Origin of the sequence: Pseudomonas flexibilis, assembly GCF_000806415.1 — a bacterium.
GTDB lineage: Bacteria > Pseudomonadota > Gammaproteobacteria > Pseudomonadales > Pseudomonadaceae > Serpens > Serpens flexibilis.
On record NZ_JTAK01000003.1, the window covers coordinates 54,579 to 74,935 of the forward strand.

Annotated in this window: 19 protein-coding genes and 1 pseudogene; 10 read left to right on the forward strand and 10 right to left on the reverse strand. The window is 65.7% G+C overall.

The genetic code is table 11. The features are described 5' to 3' along the window. Window positions 1-4: 4 nt before the first annotated feature. The 6 genes from leuE to grpE all read right to left on the reverse strand — a co-directional run bounded on the left by leuE (window position 5) and on the right by grpE (window position 6,689). On the reverse strand, window positions 5-652 hold the full coding sequence (gene leuE, locus PT85_RS08240) for a leucine efflux protein LeuE (RefSeq protein ID WP_139182059.1): 648 nt from the start codon (window positions 650-652) through the stop codon (window positions 5-7). A gap of 15 nt (window positions 653-667) precedes the next feature. Next, window positions 668-1,819 carry a glutamine-hydrolyzing carbamoyl-phosphate synthase small subunit gene (gene carA, locus PT85_RS08245; RefSeq protein ID WP_027588996.1) on the reverse strand — a complete coding sequence of 384 codons (1,152 nt, stop codon included), beginning with the start codon at window positions 1,817-1,819 and terminating at the stop codon, window positions 668-670. Between the two features lie 183 nt (window positions 1,820-2,002). Then, window positions 2,003-2,803 (reverse strand): 4-hydroxy-tetrahydrodipicolinate reductase, encoded by an 801-nt coding sequence (gene dapB, locus PT85_RS08250; protein ID WP_039560875.1) that lies wholly within the window; start codon window positions 2,801-2,803, stop codon window positions 2,003-2,005. A gap of 61 nt (window positions 2,804-2,864) precedes the next feature. Then, window positions 2,865-3,992: a molecular chaperone DnaJ gene (dnaJ, locus tag PT85_RS08255; RefSeq protein WP_027588998.1), complete on the reverse strand. Its 1,128-nt coding sequence runs from the start codon at window positions 3,990-3,992 to the stop codon at window positions 2,865-2,867. Between the two features lie 119 nt (window positions 3,993-4,111). Next, window positions 4,112-6,028: a molecular chaperone DnaK gene (dnaK, locus tag PT85_RS08260; protein WP_027588999.1), complete on the reverse strand. Its 1,917-nt coding sequence runs from the start codon at window positions 6,026-6,028 to the stop codon at window positions 4,112-4,114. Window positions 6,029-6,125: 97 nt separating this feature from the next. Then, a complete protein-coding gene (gene grpE, locus PT85_RS08265; RefSeq protein ID WP_039606415.1) occupies window positions 6,126-6,689 on the reverse strand; it encodes a nucleotide exchange factor GrpE in 564 nt (187 codons plus the stop codon). 162 nt (window positions 6,690-6,851) lie between these two features. On the opposite strand from grpE, the gene recN reads away from it, so the two are divergent. Then, window positions 6,852-8,525: a DNA repair protein RecN gene (gene recN, locus PT85_RS08270; protein ID WP_039606416.1), complete on the forward strand. Its 1,674-nt coding sequence runs from the start codon at window positions 6,852-6,854 to the stop codon at window positions 8,523-8,525. 129 nt (window positions 8,526-8,654) lie between these two features. On the opposite strand, the gene fur is transcribed toward recN, so the two are convergent. Continuing rightward, complete coding sequence (gene fur / locus PT85_RS08275; RefSeq protein ID WP_027589002.1) at window positions 8,655-9,059, reverse strand: ferric iron uptake transcriptional regulator; 405 nt, start codon at window positions 9,057-9,059, stop codon at window positions 8,655-8,657. A gap of 93 nt (window positions 9,060-9,152) precedes the next feature. On the opposite strand from fur, the pseudogene PT85_RS08280 reads away from it, so the two are divergent. Beyond that, window positions 9,153-9,512 (forward strand): annotated as a pseudogene (locus tag PT85_RS08280) (outer membrane protein assembly factor BamE); the annotation flags it as partial. A 14-nt stretch (window positions 9,513-9,526) separates the two neighbouring features. Here the strand turns inward: PT85_RS08280 and PT85_RS08285 are convergent. Together PT85_RS08285 and PT85_RS08290 are read right to left on the reverse strand one after the other, a co-directional pair. Further along, complete coding sequence (locus PT85_RS08285) at window positions 9,527-9,844, reverse strand: RnfH family protein (protein WP_039560870.1); 318 nt, start codon at window positions 9,842-9,844, stop codon at window positions 9,527-9,529. Next, window positions 9,837-10,271: a type II toxin-antitoxin system RatA family toxin gene (locus tag PT85_RS08290; RefSeq protein ID WP_027589004.1), complete on the reverse strand. Its 435-nt coding sequence runs from the start codon at window positions 10,269-10,271 to the stop codon at window positions 9,837-9,839. Before PT85_RS08290 ends, PT85_RS08285 begins: the two co-directional genes overlap by 8 nt. A 171-nt stretch (window positions 10,272-10,442) precedes the next feature. Here PT85_RS08290 and smpB point away from each other — a divergent pair, with 171 nt between their 5' ends. Further along, window positions 10,443-10,925 (forward strand): SsrA-binding protein SmpB, encoded by a 483-nt coding sequence (gene smpB, locus PT85_RS08295; RefSeq protein ID WP_027589005.1) that lies wholly within the window; start codon window positions 10,443-10,445, stop codon window positions 10,923-10,925. A gap of 12 nt (window positions 10,926-10,937) precedes the next feature. Here smpB and PT85_RS08300 read toward each other — a convergent pair whose 3' ends face one another. Next, the gene (locus tag PT85_RS08300; protein ID WP_039606417.1) at window positions 10,938-11,717 is read right to left on the reverse strand and encodes a GntR family transcriptional regulator; all 780 of its coding nucleotides are present in this window, start codon (window positions 11,715-11,717) and stop codon (window positions 10,938-10,940) included. A gap of 267 nt (window positions 11,718-11,984) precedes the next feature. Here PT85_RS08300 and PT85_RS08305 point away from each other — a divergent pair, with 267 nt between their 5' ends. From PT85_RS08305 to PT85_RS08335, 7 genes are all read left to right on the forward strand, one after another. Then, window positions 11,985-13,679, forward strand: a complete 1,695-nt coding sequence (locus PT85_RS08305) for an L-lactate permease (RefSeq protein WP_039606418.1) — start codon at window positions 11,985-11,987, stop codon at window positions 13,677-13,679. Between the two features lie 66 nt (window positions 13,680-13,745). Next, window positions 13,746-14,567, forward strand: a complete 822-nt coding sequence (locus tag PT85_RS08310; RefSeq protein ID WP_039560867.1) for a (Fe-S)-binding protein — start codon at window positions 13,746-13,748, stop codon at window positions 14,565-14,567. Further along, entirely contained in the window at window positions 14,564-16,003 is a 1,440-nt protein-coding gene (locus PT85_RS08315; protein ID WP_039606419.1) for a LutB/LldF family L-lactate oxidation iron-sulfur protein, read from the forward strand. The genes PT85_RS08310 and PT85_RS08315 overlap by 4 nt, the downstream gene beginning before the upstream one ends. Before the next feature lies 1 nt (window position 16,004). Next, window positions 16,005-16,676, forward strand: a complete 672-nt coding sequence (locus PT85_RS08320) for a LutC/YkgG family protein (protein ID WP_039606420.1) — start codon at window positions 16,005-16,007, stop codon at window positions 16,674-16,676. Then, entirely contained in the window at window positions 16,673-19,483 is a 2,811-nt protein-coding gene (locus PT85_RS08325; protein ID WP_039606421.1) for an FAD-binding and (Fe-S)-binding domain-containing protein, read from the forward strand. Before PT85_RS08320 ends, PT85_RS08325 begins: the two co-directional genes overlap by 4 nt. Window positions 19,484-19,595: 112 nt before the next feature. Further along, entirely contained in the window at window positions 19,596-19,856 is a 261-nt protein-coding gene (locus tag PT85_RS08330; protein ID WP_027591490.1) for a hypothetical protein, read from the forward strand. A 58-nt stretch (window positions 19,857-19,914) separates the two neighbouring features. Continuing rightward, window positions 19,915-20,226 carry a hypothetical protein gene (locus tag PT85_RS08335; protein ID WP_039606422.1) on the forward strand — a complete coding sequence of 104 codons (312 nt, stop codon included), beginning with the start codon at window positions 19,915-19,917 and terminating at the stop codon, window positions 20,224-20,226. Window positions 20,227-20,357: the final 131 nt, after the last annotated feature.

Below are 20,357 nucleotides of genomic sequence, written 5' to 3' on the forward strand. Positions count from 1 at the left end.
GTAATCAGGTCAGGGTTGCGGTGGCCAGCTTCACGCCAAAGCCGACGAACAGGGCGCCCACGCCGCTGGTGGCGCTGGCGGCCAGACGCTGCCGTCGGCGGAACCAGTGCGCCAGGCGGGCGCCGGTAAAGATCAGGAGGCTCAGGTAGCTGAGACTGATGATTTGCAAAATCGCGCCCAGCACCAGGAACGACAATCCCGGATGGGCGTAGGCCGGGTCGACGAACTGGATGAAGAAGGACACGAAGAACAGGATCGCCTTGGGGTTCGACAGGCTGAGCAGCAGGGCGCGGCGGAACGGCTGACCCAGGTCCTGCTCGGGTTCGACCCGTGCATCCGCGGGATGCCGCCACTGGCGCCAGGCGCCGCGCAACATGCCAATGCCGATGTAGCAGAGGTATGCGGCACCCAGGTACTTGAGCCCGGTGAACAGCATCGGCTCGGCCTTCAGAAGCGAAGCAACGCCCAGTGCGGCGGCCAGCATTAGCAGGGTATCGCCGACGAACACGGCGGCGGCGGCGCTGTAACCCGCCGCGATACCGCGACGCGCCGCGCTGGCCAGCACGAACATGGAGTTCGGGCCGGGCAGCAGGATCACCAGCACCGTCCCCAGGACATAGGTCCAGAGGTCGACGATTCCCAGGCTTGCCAGCATGCGCGACAGCCCTTATTGCTTGCGGGCCGCCATGGCGGCGACGAAGCGGTCGAACAGCGGAGACACGTCGTTCGGGCCGGGGCTGGCTTCCGGGTGTCCCTGGAAGCTGAAGGCGACCTTGTCGGTGCGCTCGATGCCCTGCAGGGTGCCATCGAACAGCGACTTGTGGGTGGCGCGCAGGTTGGCCGGCAGGGTGGCTTCGTCGGCACAGAAACCATGGTTCTGGCTGGTGATCATCACCACGCCGCTGTCGAGGTCCTGCACCGGGTGGTTGGCGCCATGGTGGCCGCAAGCCATCTTCACGGTCTTGGCGCCGGAGGCCAGGGCCAGAAGCTGGTGTCCCAGGCAGATACCGAACACCGGGATGTCGGTTTCCAGAATGTCCTGGATCGCCTTGATGGCGTAGTCGCACGGCTCCGGATCGCCTGGGCCGTTGGACAGGAACACACCGTCAGGATTCAGCGCCAGCGCCTCGCTGGCCGGCGCCTGGGCGGGCAGCACGGTCACCCGGCAGCCGCGCTCGACCAACATGCGCAGGATGTTGCGCTTCACGCCGTAGTCATAGGCCACCACGTGGTACGGCAGCTGCTCGGCGGGAATTTCCGGATGGCTGTCGGTCTGTAGCGACCACACCGAGGAGCGCCATTCGTACGGCGCCTTGGTGCTGACCACCTTGGCCAGATCCAGCCCCTTCATGCCCGGAAATGCTCGCGCCAGCTCGAGCGCCTTTTCTTCGGTCGCATCCGCACCAGTCAGGATGCAACCGTTCTGAGCGCCCTTTTCGCGCAGGATGCGCGTCAGGCGACGCGTATCGATCCCGGCGATGGCCACGGTACCGTTTGCCTTCAGGTAGGCATCCAGCGGCTGCTTATTGCGCCAGCTGCTGGCCAGCAGCGGCAGGTCGCGGATGATCAGGCCGGCGGCCCAGACCTGGCTGGACTCGGCATCTTCCGGCGTGGTGCCGGTATTGCCGATGTGCGGATAGGTCAGGGTGACGATCTGCTGGGCATAGGACGGATCGGTGAGAATTTCCTGATAGCCGGTCATGGCGGTGTTGAACACTACCTCGCCGACGGTATGCCCATCGGCGCCGATGGATTCGCCGCGAAAAATGCTGCCATCAGCAAGGGCCAGAATCGCTGGCGTAGTGGCTGGCGTAGTCAAGAGACCTCCGGTAAATCTGCCTGGTGCGTACGCAGGTTGTAAAAAAGCGGGATGACGTGTGAAGGTCATCCCGCTTTTTTTGAATTCGGCCATCTGCGTAACTTTAGTGGACACACTAAAGCGCGAATCATACAGAAACGGCCTTTTTGGGTCTACCCAAACTGCAGACCGATGCGTGACCGCTCAGCGCAGGCCCAACACATCCTGCATGTCATACAGGGCCGGCGCGCGACCCTGCAGCCACAACGCCGAACGGACGGCGCCCTTGGCAAAGGTCATGCGGCTGGATGCCTTGTGGGTAATTTCCACCCGCTCGCCGTCGGCGGCGAACAGAACGGTGTGGTCGCCCACCACATCGCCGGCGCGCACGGTGGCGAAACCGATGGTTTCCCGAGCGCGCGCACCGGTCTGCCCTTCGCGTCCGTAGACCGCCACTTTCCGCAGATCGCGACCCAGCGCCTCCGCCACCACCTCACCCATGCGCAGCGCAGTACCCGACGGCGCATCGACCTTGTGACGGTGGTGGGCCTCGATGATCTCGATGTCCACGTCGTCCCCGAGTACCCGGGCCGCGGTGTCGAGCAGCTTCAGGCACAGGTTCACCCCGACGCTGAAGTTGGCGGCGAAGACGATCGGGATCTGCTTGCCCGCCTCGGCCAGCCGCTGCCTTTCTTCAACCGAAAAACCGGTGGTGCCAATGACCATGGCCTTGCCGGCCTGACGGCAGATCTCCAGGTTCTTCAGGGTCACGCTCGGATGGGTGAAGTCGATCAGCACATCGAAGCGGTCCACCACGGCTGCGAGATCACCGCTCAGGGCAACCCCCAGGCGCCCCAGCCCCACCAGTTCGCCGGCATCCGCACCGATCAGGCTGCTGTCCGGCCGGTCGATGGCCGCAGCCAGCTCGGCGCCCTCAGCCTGGCGGACCGCCTCGATCAGGTTCTTGCCCATGCGCCCGGCGGCGCCCATCACTGCAATTCGCATATACCCAAGCTCCACACTGCCGGCCGTCGCAGCAGGCGAGTGCCCGCTGCCGGCGCAGGATTCAAAGATCGTCGAAGAACCGCTTCATGCCCTCGAACCAGCCACTGGCACGAGGGGAATGGGAGCTGTCGCTCTGCAGGCTGCGGCGGAACTCTTCGAGCAGCTCGCGCTGATGCTTGTCGAGCTTGACGGGTGTTTCCACCACCACCCGGCACATCAGGTCGCCCGCACTGCCGCCACGCACCGGGGTCACGCCCTTACCGCGCAGGCGGAACAGCTTGCCGGTCTGGGTGCCTTCCGGAATTTTCAGCTTGACCCGGCCATCCAGGGTCGGCACTTCGAGCTCGCCACCCAGCGCCGCGTCCGCGAAGCTGATCGGCACCTCGCAGTACAGGTCGCGACCGTCGCGCTGGAAAATGTCGTGCTCGCGCACGTTGACCACCACGTACAGGTCTCCGCTCGGACCGCCCTGGGCGCCCGCCTCGCCTTCGCCCGCCAGGCGGATGCGGTCGCCGGTATCGACACCGGCCGGCACCTTGACCGACAGGGTCTTGTGCTCCTCGACTCGGCCCTGGCCATGGCAGTCGCCACAGGGGTCGGTGATCATCTTGCCGCTGCCATGGCAGCGCGGACAGGTCTGCTGCACCGAGAAGAAACCCTGCTGCATACGCACCTGACCGATGCCGCCGCAGGTGCTGCAGGTGGTCGGGCTACTGCCCTTCTTGGCGCCGGAGCCGCCACAGGTCTTGCAGTTGGCCAGGGTCGGCACGCGAATGGTCACCGTGGTGCCGCGCACCGCCTCTTCCAGGCTCAGCTCCAGGGTGTAGCGCAGGTCGCTGCCCCGTTGCGGGCCGCCACGCTGGCCCCCACGGGCACCCCCGAAGAAGTCGCTGAACACGTCACCGAAGATGTCGGAGAAGCTGGCGCCGCCGGCAAAGCCCGCGCCAGCGCCACCCATCTGCGGATCGACACCGGCATGGCCGTACTGATCGTAGGCCGCGCGCTTGTTGGCATCGGAGAGCACCTCGTAGGCCTCGTTGGCCTCCTTGAATTTCTCTTCCGCCGCCTTGTCGTCCGGATTGCGATCCGGATGGTACTTCATCGCCAGGCGTCGATAGGCCTTCTTCAGCTCGGCGTCGTCGGCGCCCCGCTCGACACCCAGCACTTCGTAATAGTCTCGTTTCGCCATTTCTCTCGAATTCCTCTGACACACCCTCCAGACACGCCAACGCGGGAGAGGGCTCCCGCGTGGCGAGTCAGGGGCGCGCGACCACGGTCACGCGCATGAGGCGGAAGCAAACGTGACGTTTACTTGTTGTCCTTGACCTCTTCGAACTCGGCGTCGACTACGTCGTCACCCGCGTCCTTGGCCTTGCCGTCGGCCGGCTGAGCCTGTTCGGCCTGTGCCTGCTCGGCGTACATCTTCTGCGCCAGCGGCGCGGTGGCCTGGGACAGCGCGTTCATCTTGGCCTCGATCTCGGCCTTGTCGTCGCCCTTGATGGCGACTTCCAGGGCGGCGATGGCGGCTTCGATGGCGGACTTCTCCTCGGCGGTGGCCTTGTCGCCGGCCTCGGTGATCATCTTGCGGCTGGCGTGGGCCAACTGATCACCTTGGTTGCGCGCGGTCACCAGCTCTTCGAACTTGCGGTCTTCCTCGGCGTTGGCTTCAGCGTCGCGCACCATCTTCTCGATCTCGTCATCGGACAGACCGGAGCTGGCCTTGATGACAATGGACTGCTGCTTGCCGGTGGCCTTGTCCTTGGCGGACACGTGCAGGATGCCGTTGGCGTCGATGTCGAAGGTGACCTCGATCTGCGGCACGCCGCGCGGCGCCGGCGGAATGTCGGCCAGGTCGAACTTGCCCAGCGACTTGTTCTGCGCGGCCTGCTTGCGCTCGCCCTGCAGCACGTGGATGGTCACCGCGCCCTGGTTGTCGTCGGCGGTGGAGAACACCTGCGACTTCTTGGTCGGGATGGTGGTGTTCTTGTCGATCAGCGGGGTCATCACGCCACCCAGGGTTTCAATGCCCAGGGTCAGCGGGGTGACGTCCAGCAGCAGCACGTCCTTAACGTCACCAGCCAGCACGGCGCCCTGAATGGCGGCACCCATGGCCACGGCTTCGTCCGGATTGACGTCCTTGCGCGGTTCCTTGCCGAAGAACTCGGCAACGGTCTTCTGCACCAGCGGCATGCGGGTCTGGCCGCCGACCAGGATCACCTCGTCGATCTTGCCCACATCGATGCCGGCGTCCTTCAGCGCGGTGCGGCACGGCTCGATGGTGCGCTGCACCAGATCCTCGACCAGCGACTCCAGCTTGGCGCGGGAGATCTTCACGTTCAGGTGCTTCGGACCGGTCTGGTCTGCGGTGATGTACGGCAGGTTGACGTCGGTCTGCTGCGCGGAGGACAGCTCGATCTTGGCCTTCTCGGCGGCTTCCTTCAGGCGCTGCATGGCCAGGGCGTCGCCCTTGATGTCCATACCCGACTCCTTCTTGAACTCGTCGACGAGGTAGTCGATCAGGCGCATGTCGAAGTCTTCGCCACCCAGGAAGGTGTCGCCGTTGGTGGCCAGCACTTCGAACTGGTGCTCGCCGTCGACTTCGGCGATCTCGATCACCGACACGTCGAAGGTACCGCCACCCAGGTCATAGACGATCACGGTGTGGTCACCGCGCGACTTGTCCATGCCGTAGGCAAGGGCCGCGGCGGTCGGTTCGTTGATGATGCGCTTGACGTCCAGACCGGCGATGCGACCGGCGTCCTTGGTAGCCTGACGCTGGCTGTCATTGAAGTAGGCCGGCACGGTGATCACCGCTTCGGTGACCGGCTCGCCGAGGTAGTCTTCGGCGGTCTTCTTCATCTTCTTCAGCACTTCGGCGCTGATCTGCGGCGGCGCCATCTTCTGGCCCTTCACGTCCACCCAGGCGTCACCGTTGTCGGCCTTGATGATCTTGTAGGGGACCAGCTTGATGTCCTTCTGCACCACGTCCTCGTCGAAGCGCCGACCGATCAGGCGCTTCACGGCGAACAGGGTGTTGTGCGGGTTGGTGACCGCCTGGCGCTTGGCGGACTGGCCGACCAGGATTTCGCCATCGTTGGTGTAGGCGATGATCGACGGGGTGGTACGGCCACCTTCGGCGTTCTCGATGACCTTGGCGGTGCCGTTTTCCAGGATGGAGACGCAGGAGTTGGTGGTCCCCAGGTCAATACCGATGATTTTTCCCATTTTCAATTCTCCAGAATCGGGTGGTGCCTGCGTCCCCGCCAGGGCCGCCGCGGCTCAAATGTGCTTGGTGAAACAGATGGGGTCGGCCCGATGGATTTCAAGCCTTTTCGTTGATCGAAGACGGCGTGTCGGCCGGTGCCTTGCTGACCACGACCATCGCCGGGCGCAGCAGGCGACCGTTGAGCAGGTAGCCCTTCTGGAACACCTTGAGCACGCTGCCCGGCTCCAGCGTGGCGCTTTCTTCCATCGCCATGGCCTGGTGATGCTCGGGGTTGAAGGGCTCGCCCTGCGGATCGAGCTGCTCCAGCTGGTGGCGCTTGAGGCTGTCGAGCAGCAGCTTGTGGGTCAGCTCCATGCCTTCACGCACCGCCTTGCTGGCCTCGTCGTCCGGACGGGTCAGCTCCAGGCCACGCTCCAGGCTGTCGACCACGGCGAGCAGATCGCCGGCAAACTTTTCCAGGGCGAACTTGTGGGCCTTTTCCACGTCCTGTTCGGCGCGACGGCGCACGTTCTGCATATCGGCGGCGCTGCGCAGCACCTGATCCTGGGCGGCGGCCAGCTGCTCTTCCAGCTCCAGCACGCGCGCCTGCAACGCCTCGGTGTCCTGCTCGCCGGCGGACGGTTCGGCGTTGGGGTTTTCCAGGTTCTGTTCATCCACCATTGGGAGTCTCCTCTAGACGAAGGGATGCCGGCCGGGCCGGCGCCGAATGCAGCCCTATATGGGGACGGTGAAACCTTCTTCAAGGGGGCGCGGAGAAATGCTTGAAGGCGACTCACCGACCACTGTATAAATAGCCAGCCTGGCGAACCTGGGGAGCCTTCCATGCTGGTCCATCTGTCCATTCGCAACTACGCCATCGTCGATCAACTGGATCTGGAACTGCGCAGCGGCATGAGCGTCATCACCGGCGAAACCGGTGCCGGCAAGTCGATCATGCTCGACGCGCTCGGCCTGGCGCTGGGCGATCGCGCCGACAGCAGCGTGGTACGCCCGGGTACCGACAAGGCGGACATCCTCGCCAGCTTCGACGTCTCGCAGATTCCCGAAGCCCAGGCCTGGCTGCGCGAGCGCGACCTGGAGCAGGACGGCCCGTGCATCCTGCGCCGGGTCATCACCGCTGAAGGCCGCTCGCGCGCCTACATCAATGGCACGCCGTGTCCGCAGGGCGACCTCAAGGCGCTCGGCGAACTGCTGATCGACATCCACAGCCAGCACGAACACCAGTCGCTGCTCAAGACCGATACCCACCGCCGCCTGCTGGATGCCTATGCCGGCGCCGGCGAGCTGGCCCGTCAGGTATTGCTCGCCGCGCAGCGCTGGCGGCAAACCCGCCAGGAGCTGGAACGGGTGTCCAGCAGCGGCGACGAACAGCGCGCCCGCCACCAGTTGCTCAGCTACCAGCTCGAGGAGCTCGAAGCGCTGGCGCTGGGCGAGCAGGAACTGGAGCAGCTGGAAGAAGAACACAAGACCCTGAGCAACGCCGAGCATCTGCTCGGCGCCTGCCGCCAGGTGCTGGACCTGTGCAGTGAAAGCGACGCCGGCAACGTACTGTCTGCGCTGAACGCCAGCCTGAACCGGCTGACCGCCTTCAGCCCGAACGCCGGCGCCATGGCCAGCGCGGTCGAGTTGCTGGCCAGCGCACAGATCCAGGTCGAGGAAGCCATCGGCGAGCTGAACCGCTTCATCGACCACTTCGATGCCGACCCCGAGCGCCAGCAACAGCTGGAGGAGCGCCTGGACAGCATCTATACCCTGGCCCGCAAGCATCGCGTGCAGCCCGGCGAACTGGGCGAGCTGCAGCAGCGACTGCTGGAGGAGCTGGAAAGCCTGAACGCCGATGACCAGGCCCAGGAGCGCCTGACCGAAGAGCTGGCTGCCTATGCCCGTCACTATCAGGAGAAGGCCGAGGAACTCAGCGCGCTGCGTCATCGCGCCGCCAGCGAACTGAGCAAGGCCGTGGAAGTGGAAATGCAGCGCCTGGGCATGCCCGGCGGACGCTTTCAGATCGAGCTGCGTGCCAACGCCACGGACGAACCGCATCCGGCCGGGCTGGAGCAGGTGGAATTCCTAGTCAGCGCCAACCCCGGCCAGCCGCTGCGCGCCCTGGCCAAGGTGGCTTCCGGTGGCGAACTGTCACGCATCAGCCTGGCCATCCAGGTCATCACCGCGCAGACCTCGCGCGTACCGACTCTGGTGTTCGACGAAGTGGACGTCGGCATCGGCGGCCCGACCGCTGAAGTGGTCGGCCAGCTGCTGCGCCGCCTGGGCGAACGCGGCCAGGTGTTGTGCGTGACCCACCTGCCGCAGGTCGCCGCACAGGGGCATCAGCACCTGTTCGTGCACAAGCAGCGCGGCCGCTCGGACACCAGCACCGCCGTCGCGCACCTGGAGCGCCAGCAGCGTATCGAGGAAGTCGCGCGCATGCTCGGCGGGGTCGACCTCACCGACGAATCCCTGGCCCACGCCGCGAAGCTGCTGGCCAACGCGCAGGAATAAGGCCCGGCTGCGCCGCGGGAGCGGACTTGTTCGCTCGCCAATCAATTCGCTCCCGCAGGGCGCCGTGCCAACGCACCAATGAAAAAGGCGACCCTGGGGTCGCCTTTTATCGGAACCGTTGCGCGCCGGTCAGGCTTTCTTGCGTACGTACAGCACCAGGTTGTGGTCCACCAGCTCGTAGCCGTGCTCGGCGACGATTTCGCGCTGGCGCTTTTCGATCTCATGGTCCATGAATTCGATCACTTCACCGGTTTCCACACAGACCATGTGGTCATGGTGCTCACCATCCGAAAGTTCGAAGACCGCATGGCCGCCATCGAAATTGTGACGAGTTACCAGGCCGGCCGATTCGAACTGGGTCAAGACCCGGTAGACGGTGGCCAGGCCGACATCCTCGCCCGCTTCCATCAGTGCCTTGTACACATCTTCGGCACTCATGTGGCGCTGATCGGTCGTATCCAGCATCTGCAGGATCTTGACGCGCGGCAGGGTGACCTTGAGGCCAACCTTGCGCAATTCGTTGTTTTCTACCATGTCAGTTTCTCATGCTCTGTTTCGCAGCATCCGTCATGCGGGTATGATCCGGAGCCTCGAATTCCCGGCCAAGATAGTGGAAGTCAGCCCCCGATGCAAAACACCAAGCTCCTGCTTTCCAGTTTCAGCCTGACGGCATTCTTGGCAGTTGCCGGCTGTTCCTTCCCTGGCGTTTACAAGATCGACATCCAGCAGGGCAATGTCGTGACGCAGGACATGATAGATCAGTTGCGTCCCGGAATGACCCGGCGCCAGGTGCGGTTTATCATGGGCAACCCCATGATTACCGATACCTTCCACCCCAATCGCTGGGACTATCTGTACAGCATCCAGCCCGGCGGCGGCGAGCGACGCCAGGAACGTGTCAGCCTGGAATTCGACGCTCAGGATCGCCTGACCACCATTTCCGGCGACTTCCGCCCCGGCCAAAGCCGGGACGAAGCCATCCTGGGCAGCAGCCCGCGCAATTAAGGCCGTTCGGCCTTCGCCTGCGCCGCCTTCGCGGCGCGCTGCTTGCGCACTTCCTTGGGGTCGGCGATCAGCGGGCGGTAGATTTCCACACGCTCTCCCTCCTCCACGGCCCGCTCCTCCGGCTTGGCGACGGCCTTGCCGAAGATACCCAGCGGACAGGTGTGCAGATCCAGCTCCGGGAAGAACACTTCCATGCCGGAGCGCAGGGCCACGTCGCGCACCGTGGTGCCGACCGGCACGCTCAGGCGCAGCAGCTTCTGGCGCTCGGCAAGTGCATAGACGACCTCGACGGCAATCTGATTCGACTTATCCATGGAGTTGCTTGGCCCTTTGGCAGAAGGCATCGACCAGCGTGTTGGCCGCCTGGTTGAACAGTGGCCCCAGCGTGGCCTTGATCAACGGCCCGTCATAGTCGAAGGCCAGATCCAGACTGATCTTGCAGGCCTTGTCGGTCAGCGCCTTGAAGTGCCAGACACCGTGCAGCTGCTTGAACGGCCCCTGTTCCAGATCCATGACGATGGACTCGCCGGGCGTGAGCTGATTGCGCGTGATGAAGCGCTGGCTGACGCCGCCCTTGGCCACCGTCAGGCTGGCGCGCATCTGACCGGCGTCGCTCTCCAGCACTTCGCTGGCCGAACACCAGGGCAGGAACTGCGGATAGCTCGCAACATCGTTGACCAGATCGTACAGCGCCTGCGCCGGATACGGCAGCAGCGCCGAGCGTTGAATATGCGTCGTCATGCAGAGCCTTCATTGCGGACCGGCACCCGGAGGGTGCGCGTAACAGGCCGCATTGTCGGGGATTCGTTTTGCCCCCTCAAGTTCTATGCGCCCGGTCACACGCAGGAGCACGCCTGAAAAGCTGCGTGGACAGTCGCCAGCGCAGCCGCCAGTCCCTATAATGCGCGCCCTATGGCTAAGCAAAAGAAACAACAGCAGGGCAGCATCGCGCAGAACAAAAAGGCGCTGCACGATTATTTCATCGAACAGAAGTTCGAGGCCGGCCTGGCCCTGGCCGGTTGGGAAGTTAAAAGCCTGCGTGCCGGCAAGGCCCAGCTGGTCGACAGCTACATCCTGCTCAAGGATGGCGAGGCCTGGCTGATGGGTTGCCACATCACGCCGCTGAAGACCGCCAGCACCCACGTGATCGCCGATCCGACGCGCACGCGCAAGCTGCTGCTGCATGCGCGCGAGCTGGAGAAGATCACCGGCGGCGTCCAGCAGAAGGGCTACACCTGCGTCGCCCTGTCGCTGTACTGGAAGCAGCACCTGGTCAAGTGCGAGATCGCCCTGGCCAAGGGCAAGAAGGAATACGACAAGCGCCACACCGAGAAGGAACGTGACGCCGATCGTGATATCCAACGCGCCATGCGCAGCAAGGGCAAGGACGCCTGATCCACTCCCGCCTCAGGTAAGCAGGGTCCGCTCCCAGTGCCTGCGCTGCACACGTGCCAGCCGCTGCGCCTCTTCCCGCCCCTCCGCCAGGACTTCCTGCACATAGTCGATGTGCCGGTGAATCACCTCGCGCGCCTGCTCGGCCTGGCGCGCCATGATCCTTTCATAAAGCTCGCGGTGCTGGCTCATCAGCATCTGGCGGGTCTCGTCGCGCAACGCATACATGCCGCCGATGTTGGTCACCACGTTGCGCTTGAGCAGATCGAACAGCCCGCGCATGGTGTGCAGCAGCACTGCATTGTGGCTGGCTTCGGCAATTGCCAGATGGAACCCGGCATCGGCGGCGCCCTCCTCGGTACGGCAGACAACATCACGGTCATAGCACGCCTGCAGCGTTTCGAAGGCCTCCGTCAGCCGCTGGCGATCCACCTCAGTGGCCCGCTGAGCCGCGTAATAGGCGCAGCTGCCCTCCAGGGTATGGCGGAACTCCAGCAGATCGCGCTGGGCATCCTCGTTGTTCTCCAGCAGCTGCAGCAGCGGGTCGCTGAAGGTGCTGCCCAGGGTCTGCGCCACATAGTTGCCGCCGCCGTGCCGACTGGTTAGCAAACCCTTGGCGACCAGCTTCTGGATCGCCTCGCGCAATGAAGGCCGGGACACGCCGAACTGCTCCGCCAGCGCCCGCTCCGCCGGTAGCCGCTCCCCGACCTTGAAGGTTCCCTCGAGGATCATCGCCTCCAGCTGGGCCACGATGTCGTCCGCCAGCCGACGCTGGCGCACCTTGTTTAGCTCCACACTTGCTCTCCGCAAAATTGGCCTGACCACTTTTCGTCGGATCAAAGCCTAACCACTCGCAAAGCTCCCCAGCAAGGGCCCTTTCTACGACCTACGTCTATCTGCACAGGATTGACGCGGCAAACCGTCACTGCGTAGCCTGACCACTCGCAACGCGTAATTGGTATTACCAATTTACAAAAACAACAACGAGGACTCTGCTATGCATCAGCACACCGCTTCCATGCCTGCGGCCCTGCGCCTGCACCTCGCGCGAGGAGCCTGACCATGTCGAACGGATTGCTCGCCCTGTGCGCCTTCTCGCCCATCCTGCTCGCCGCCATCCTGCTGATCGGCCTGCGCTGGCCCGCACGCCGCGCCATGCCAGTGGTGTTCCTGCTCACCGCAGGCATCGCACTGTTCGTCTGGGACATGAGCTTCAACCGCGTGCTGGCTTCTACCCTGCAGGGCCTGGTGATCACCGCCGGTGTGCTGTGGATCATCTTCGGCGCCATCCTGTTGCTCAACGCCCTCAAGCATTCCGGGGGTATTACCGCGATTCGCGCGGGTTTCGCCACCATCAGCCCTGACCGCCGCATCCAGGCCATCATCATCGCCTGGCTGTTCGGCTGCTTCATCGAAGGCGCCTCCGGCTTCGGCACTCCGGCCGCGATTGCCGCTCCGCTGCTGGTGGCCATCGGCTTCCCGGCGCTGGCCGCCGTCATGCTCGGCATGATGGTGCAGAGCACACCGGTGTCCTTCGGCGCGGTCGGCACGCCGATCATCATCGGCATCAACGGCGGCCTGGACACCGCCACCATCAGCGCCCAGCTGGTCGCCCAGCAATCCAGCTGGGACGCCTTCCTGCAGCTGATCACCAATGAAGTGGCGATCCTGCACGCGCTGACCGGCACCCTGATGCCGGTGATCATGGTGCTGATGCTGACACGTTTTTTCGGCAAGGAAAAAAGCTGGAAAGCCGGCTTCGAGGCGCTGCCGTTCGCGCTGTTCGCCGGCCTGGCCTTCACTGTGCCCTACGCCTTCACCGGCATTTTCCTCGGCCCGGAATTTCCCTCGCTGCTCGGCGGGCTGATCGGCCTGGCCATTGTCACCTTCGCCGCGCGCATGGGCTTCCTGGTGCCGAAGAAGACCTGGGATTTCGCCGACGCCCGCGAGTGGCCCAGCGAATGGCTCGGCAGCGTGGAAATGAAGCTTGACGAGCTGACCGCCAAACCGATGAGCACCCTGCGCGCCTGGCTGCCCTACGTGCTGGTCGGCGCCCTGCTGGTCCTCAGCCGCACCGTGCCGGAAATCGGCGCCTTCATGAAATCCGTGGTGCTGCTGTTCCCCAACATACTCGGCGAAACCGGCGTGAACGCCGACTTCATGCCGCTGTATCTGCCCGGCGGCATCCTGGTGCTGGTGGTGCTGGCCACCTTCTTCCTGCACGGCATGAAGGTCCGCGAGCTGGGCGCGGCCCTGGGCGAATCCAGCAAGGTGCTGCTCGGCGCCGGCTTCGTGCTGCTGTTCACCGTGCCGATGGTGCGCATTCTGATCAACTCCGGCGTCAACGGCGCCGAGCTGGCCAGCATGCCGATCACCATGGCGCGCTTCGTGGCCGACAGCGTGGGCGGCATCTACCCGCTGCTGGCGCCGACCATCGGTGCGCTGGGCGCCTTCATCGCCGGCTCCAACACGGTGAGCAACATGATGCTCAGCCAGTTCCAGTTCGGCGTCGCCACCAGCCTGGGCGTTTCCAGTGCGATGATCGTCGCCGCCCAGGCAGTCGGCGCCGCCGCGGGTAACATGGTGGCGATCCACAACGTGGTGGCCGCCTCCGCCACGGTGGGCCTGCTGGGTCGCGAGGGCACCACCCTGCGCCGTACCATCTGGCCGACCCTGTACTACCTGCTGATCTCGGGCCTGCTGACCCTGATCGCGATCTACGTGCTGGGCATCACCGACCCGTTGGTCGGCGTGTAAGGCATAACCGGACCTGTTCCGCCCAAGGCGGACAGGTCCCCCGCAACACTCAACCGGGCCAAGCCGATGAGCGACCTCTTCTACGACGCAGCCCCCAACGCCACCCGCGTGGCGCCGCCGCTGCCCACTCCACGCCAGTATCCGGCCAAGCCTCAGCAGGTGTACCTGTTCGGCACCTGCGTGGTCGACCTGTTCTTTCCCGAGGCCGGCCTGGACGCCATCCGCCTGCTCGAACGCGAAGGCCTGCGTGTGCACTTCCCCCAGGAGCAGACCTGCTGCGGCCAGCCGGCCTACACCAGCGGCTACACCGAGGAAGCGCGCAAGGTGGCGCGCGCGCAACTGGCGCTGTTCGCCAACGACTGGCCGGTGGTAGTGCCGTCCGGCTCCTGCGCCGGCATGTTGCGCCATCACTACCCGGAACTGTTCAAGGACGAGCCCGAGACCCTGGCGCAGGTGAAGGCGCTGGCCGAGCGCACCTTCGAGCTGGCCGAATTCCTCCTGCATGTCTGCCAGGTCGAGCTGCAGGACCAGGGCGAACCGGTCCAGGTCGCCCTGCACACCTCCTGCTCGGCACGCCGCGAGATGAACACCCACCTGCACGGCCGCGCCCTGCTCGCCCAGCTGCAGCGGGTCGAGCGCGTCGAGCACGACCACGAAAGCGAATGCTGCGGCTTCGGCGGCACCTTCAGCGTGCGCATGCCGGACATCTCCGGCGCCATGGTGCGCGACAAGACCCGCGCCCTGCAGGATTCCGGCGCCGCGCAGGTGATCAGCGCCGACTGCGGCTGTCTGATGAACATCAACGGCTCGCTGGAACTGCAGGACAGCCCGCTGCGCGGCCAGCACCTGGCCAGTTTCCTCTGGCAGCGCACCGGAGGCCGTCCATGAGCCAACGCATCCCCGTCGTCGAACTGAGCAGCCGTGACCTGAAGCGCAACGCCCGCCAGGCGCTGGGCGACACCCAGCTGCGCGGCAACATGCGCTCGGCCATGGACTCGCTGATGGCCAAGCGCCTGGCCTCGATGCCCGACGAGTACGAGCGCGAGCACCTGCGCGAGATGGGCAACCATGTGCGCGCCCGCGCGCTGTCCAAGCTGCCCGAGCTACTGGAGCGCCTGGAAGCCAACCTGACGCGCAACGGCGTGAAGGTGCACTGGGCCGAGACCGTGGACGAGGCCAACGCCATCGTCCTGGCGATCGCCCAGGCCCACCAGGCCCGGCAGGTGATCAAGGGCAAGTCGATGGTCAGCGAGGAAATGGAGATGAACCATTTCCTCGAAGGCCACGGCATCGAGGCCCTGGAATCCGACATGGGCGAGTACATCATCCAGCTCGACCATGAAAAGCCCACCCACATCATCATGCCGGCGATCCACAAGAACGCCCGCCAGGTGGGCTCGCTGTTTCGCGACAAACTCGGCATCGACTACACCGAGGACGTCGACACGCTGATCCAGACCGGCCGCCGCGTGCTGCGCGAGAAGTTCTTCGCGGCCGACATCGGCGTGTCCGGGGTCAACTTCGCGGTCGCCGAGACCGGCACCCTGCTGCTGGTGGAAAACGAAGGCAACGGCCGCATGTCCACCGGAGTGCCGCCGGTGCACATCGCCGTCACCGGCATCGAGAAGGTGGTGGAAAACCTGCGCGACGTGGTGCCGCTGCTCTCGCTGCTGACCCGCTCGGCGCTGGGCCAGGGCATCACCACCTACGTCAACATGATCTCCGGACCGCGCCAGGCCGACGAGCTGGACGGCCCGCGGGAAGTGCACCTGGTGCTGCTGGACAACGGCCGCAGCCAGGCCTTCGCCGACGGCGAGCTACGCCAGACGCTGAACTGCATCCGCTGCGGCGCCTGCATGAACCACTGCCCGGTGTACACGCGCATCGGCGGCCAGGCGTACGGCACTGTCTATCCGGGACCGATCGGCAAGATCATCTCGCCGCACCTGATGGGCCTGGAAAACACCCCGGACCACCCCTCCGCGTCGTCGCTGTGCGGCGCCTGCGGCGAGGTCTGCCCGGTGAAGATTCCGATCCCCGCGCTGCTGCGCCGCCTGCGTGAGGAGAACATCAAGAAGCCCGACGACCCGCACCGCGTCATGCGTGGCCAGGGCAGCAAGTACTCGGCGACCGAACGCCTGATCTGGCAGGGCTGGCGCCTGCTCAACACCTCCCCGCTGCTCTATCGGCTGTTCGGCTTCTTCGCCACCCGTTTCCGGGGCCTGACGCCGAACATCGGCCCCTGGGCGCAGAACCACGCCGCCCCGAAACCGGCGGCCCGTTCGCTGCACGAACTGGCGAAACAGCACCTGGAGGGCAAGTGACATGTCTGCCAAAGCCAACATCCTCGCCAAGCTGCGCAACAGCCTGGCCGGCACCCAGCCGCTGGTCGACGATTTCGACGAGGCCCTGGTGTCCGAGCCCTGGCGCTACCCGCCGGAGCAGCGCGTGCCGCGCCTGCGCCAGCTGATGGAGGCGGTGCACACCGAAACGCACCTGACCACCCTGGCCGACTGGCCGGCGCTGCTGGAACGGCTGCTGACCGAAAAACAGCTGGGCAGTCTGCTGATCGCCCCGAGCACGCCGTGGGGCGCGCAGCTTGCCGAGCACTTCGCCGGCCGCAGCGATGCGCCGCACCTGAAAGCCTATGACCGCCCCGTCGAGGAATGGAAAGCCGAGCTGTTCAACGACACCCCGGCCAGCCTGACCGGCACCCTGGGCGCCATCGCCGCCACCGGCAGCCTGATCCTCTGGCCGACCCGCGAAGAACCGCGGCTGATGAGCCTGGTGCCGCCGGTGCACTTCGCCATCCTCAAGGCCAGCGAGGTGTACGACAACTTCTACGAGGTGCAGCAGCAACAACAGTGGGCCGGCGGCATGCCGACCAACGCCCTGCTGGTCTCCGGCCCCTCGAAGACCGCCGACATCGAGCAGGTGCTGGCCTACGGCGCCCACGGCCCGAAGGATCTGATCGTGCTGATCCTGGAGGACGCATGAGCCTGCCCGCCGCCTTTCGCCAGGCCGTCGAGGCGCTGATTCCCCGCGAGCGGCTGTTCGACGACCCGCTGTCCACCCTGGCCTTCGGCACCGACGCCAGCTTCTACCGGCTGATCCCCAAGCTGGTGGTGCGCGTCGAATCCGAAGCCGAAGTGATCGAACTGCTCAGGCTGGCCACGGCCGAGCAGGTGCCGGTGACCTTCCGCGCCGCCGGCACCAGCCTGTCCGGCCAGGCGATTTCCGACTCGGTGCTTATCGTGCTGGGCGAGCGCTGGAACGGTCGCGAGATTCGCAACGGCGGGGCGCAGATCCGCCTGCAGCCCGGCGTGATCGGCGCCAGCGCCAACGCCGTGCTGGCCCCGCTGGGCCGCAAGATCGGCCCCGATCCGGCCTCCATCAACGCGGCGAAGATTGGCGGCATCGTTGCCAACAACTCCAGCGGTATGTGCTGCGGCACCGCCCAGAACAGCTACAAGACCCTCGCCGGCCTGCGCCTGGTGCTGGCCGATGGCACCCTGCTGGACACGGAGGACCCGGCCAGCGTCGCCGCCTTCCGGCACAGCCACGCGGCGCTGCTCGAACAGTTGGCCCGACTGGGCAGGGAAACGCGCGCCAACAGCGCGCTGGCCGAGCGCATCCGCCACAAGTACCGGCTGAAGAACACCACCGGCTACTCGCTCAACGCCCTGGTCGACTACGACGACCCGCTCGACATCCTCGCCCACCTGATGGTCGGCTCGGAGGGCACGCTGGGCTTCATCAGCGCCGTGACCTACCACACCGTGCCCGAACATCCGCACAAGGCCAGCGCGCTGATCGTCTTCCCGGACGTGGAGAGCTGCTGCCGCGCCGTGCCGGTGCTGCGCCAACAGCCGGTTTCCGCAGTGGAACTGCTCGACCGCCGCAGCCTGCGCTCGGTGCAGGACAAGCCCGGCATGCCGGACTGGGTCAGTGCTCTGTCCGCCGGCGCCTGCGCGCTGCTGATCGAATCGCGCGCCGCCAGCCAGTCGCTGCTGCACGAGCAGATCGCACAGATCATGGCCACCCTCGGCGGCTTCCCGGTGGAGCGCCAGGTCGCCTTCAGCGAGGACCCGGCGGTCTACAACCAGCTGTGGAAGATCCGCAAGGACACCTTCCCGGCGGTCGGCGCGGTGCGCCGCACCGGCACCACGGTGATCATCGAGGACGTCACCTTCCCGGTCGAACAGCTGGCCGAGGGCGTCAACCGCCTGCTCGAGCTGTTCGACCGTCACCATTACGACGAGGCGATCATCTTCGGCCATGCCCTGGAGGGCAACCTGCACTTCGTGTTCACCCAGGGCTTCGACAGCGAGGCGGAAAAGGCCCGCTACGCGGCCTTCATGGAGGACGTGACGCAACTGGTGGCGGTAGAGTTCGGCGGCGCGCTGAAGGCCGAACACGGCACCGGGCGCAACATGGCGCCGTTCGTCGAGCTGGAATGGGGGCGCGACGCCTACCAGCTGATGTGGGCCATCAAGCGCCTGCTCGACCCGCGCGGCATCCTCAACCCCGACGTGGTGCTCAGCGAGGATCCGCAGATCCACCTGAAGCACCTCAAGCCGCTGCCGGCCGCCGACGAGATCGTCGACAAGTGCATCGAATGCGGCTTCTGCGAACCGGTGTGCCCGTCCAACGGGCTGACCCTGACCCCGCGCCAGCGCATCGTCATCTGGCGCGACATCCAGGCGAAGAAGCGCGCCGGCGTCGACACCACGGAACTGGAGCGCGCCTACCGCTACCACGGCATCGACACCTGCGCCGCCACCGGGCTGTGCGCGCAGCGCTGCCCGGTCGGCATCAACACCGGCGATCTGGTGCGCAAGCTGCGCGCCGCCACGGCGGACCATCGCGGCACCGCCGACTGGCTGGCCGAACACTTCGCCGCCGCCCTCAAGGGCACGCGCCTGACCCTGGCCGCCGCCAACGGCACGCGCCGCCTGCTCGGCGCGCCGCTGCTGGCGCGCACCAGCGCCGGCTTGCGCCGACTGTCCGGCAATCGCCTGCCCGCGTGGACGCCGGCCATGCCGCAGCCGGTCAAGCCGATCGCCATCACGCCCGCCAGCGACGACAGCCGGCCACGCGCGGTGTACCTGGCGGCCTGCGTGTCGCGAGCCATGGGCCCGGCGTTCGGCGATGCCGAGCAGACCCCGCTGATCGAGCGCACCCGCGCCCTGCTGGAGAAGGCCGGCTTCCAGGTGGTGTTCCCCGAGGCGCTGGACAACCTGTGCTGTGGCCAGCCGTTCGCCTCCAAGGGGTACGCCGAACAGGGCGAGCGCAAGAAGCGGGAAACCCTGGATGCGCTGCTCAAGGCCAGTCGCGGCGGCCTCGATCCGATCTACTGCGACACCAGCCCCTGCACGCTGCGCCTGGTGCAGGACCTGGCCGACACCCGGCTGGACATCCACGACCCGGTGCGTTTCATCCGCGAGCAGCTGTTCGAACGCCTGGAGTTCGTGCCGCAGCGCGAGCCGGTGGCCGTGCATGTGACCTGCAGCACCCAGCACCTGGGCGAGGCGCAGGGCCTGATCGACATCGTGCGGCGCTGCACCGAGCAGGTGGTCATCCCGGAAGGCATCCATTGCTGCGGCTTCGCCGGCGACAAGGGCTTCAACCAGCCGGAACTCAACGCCCACGCGCTGCGTACGCTGCAGGACGCCGTGCAGCAGTGCCAGGAAGGGATCTCCACCAGCCGCACCTGCGAGATCGGCCTGTCCAGCCATTCGGGCATCGACTACCACGGTCTGGTCTATCTGGTCGACCGGGTCACTCGGTCCAAAGCCTGCTGAAGCGCGTCCGGCCAGGGAAGGCCGGGCGGCGACCCTTGCGATTGTCCTCCCGGCGGAACCCCTGGCCGTCCGACGCGTCAACCCTTGCGGACCCCACACGCGAGGAACCTCCATGAAAAGTCCCGCTCTGTTCATCTCCGCCGCCCTGCTGTTCGCGCCCGCCGCCTTCGCCGCCGACAACCAATGCGAAGCCCGCCTCGACCAGTTGGACGAGGCCATGGACCAGCGCGAGCTGACCGATGCCGAGGAAGACCAGATCGACAAGCTGCGTGACGAGGCCGAGGAGTACAAGGATGCCGACCGCATGTCGGAATGCCTCAGCACAGTCGACCAGGCCATGCAGATGCTCAACAGCGCCCCCATGAAGGAATGAACCCGGATCGGCCTGGCGCAGGGAGTCGCCGTCGTGGCCGATCCGTCCGGAGATATCCATGAAACCGACCCTTTTGCTACTGGCTACGTGTCTGGTCGCGGCGCCCGCCTTCGCGGACGCGGACCGCTGCAACGAGAACCTGCAGAAACTCGAGACAGAGACCGGCAACCCCACCGATCACACGTCGGCCAATGAAGCGAAAATGTTCATCGAACAGGCGCGCGAGGCCCAGGCGCGTGGCGATACCAACGCCTGCGTGACCGCCAGCGAACGCGCGCTGAAGACTCTCGACCAATCCTATCGACAAGGAAACGGCTCAGGGTCGGGTCCAGGAGCAGGCTCAGGCTCAGGCTCAGGCAACGCTAATTGAACGGCTGCCCCTTGAAAGCCGCCTGACCGTCTCCATCTAGGTGTCAGGACGGTTGAAGGCACCCAGCCTTAAGCCGACAAGAGGTTCGACGCAGCGATGCAATTGACGTACACTGCGCCGGACCTTTCTAG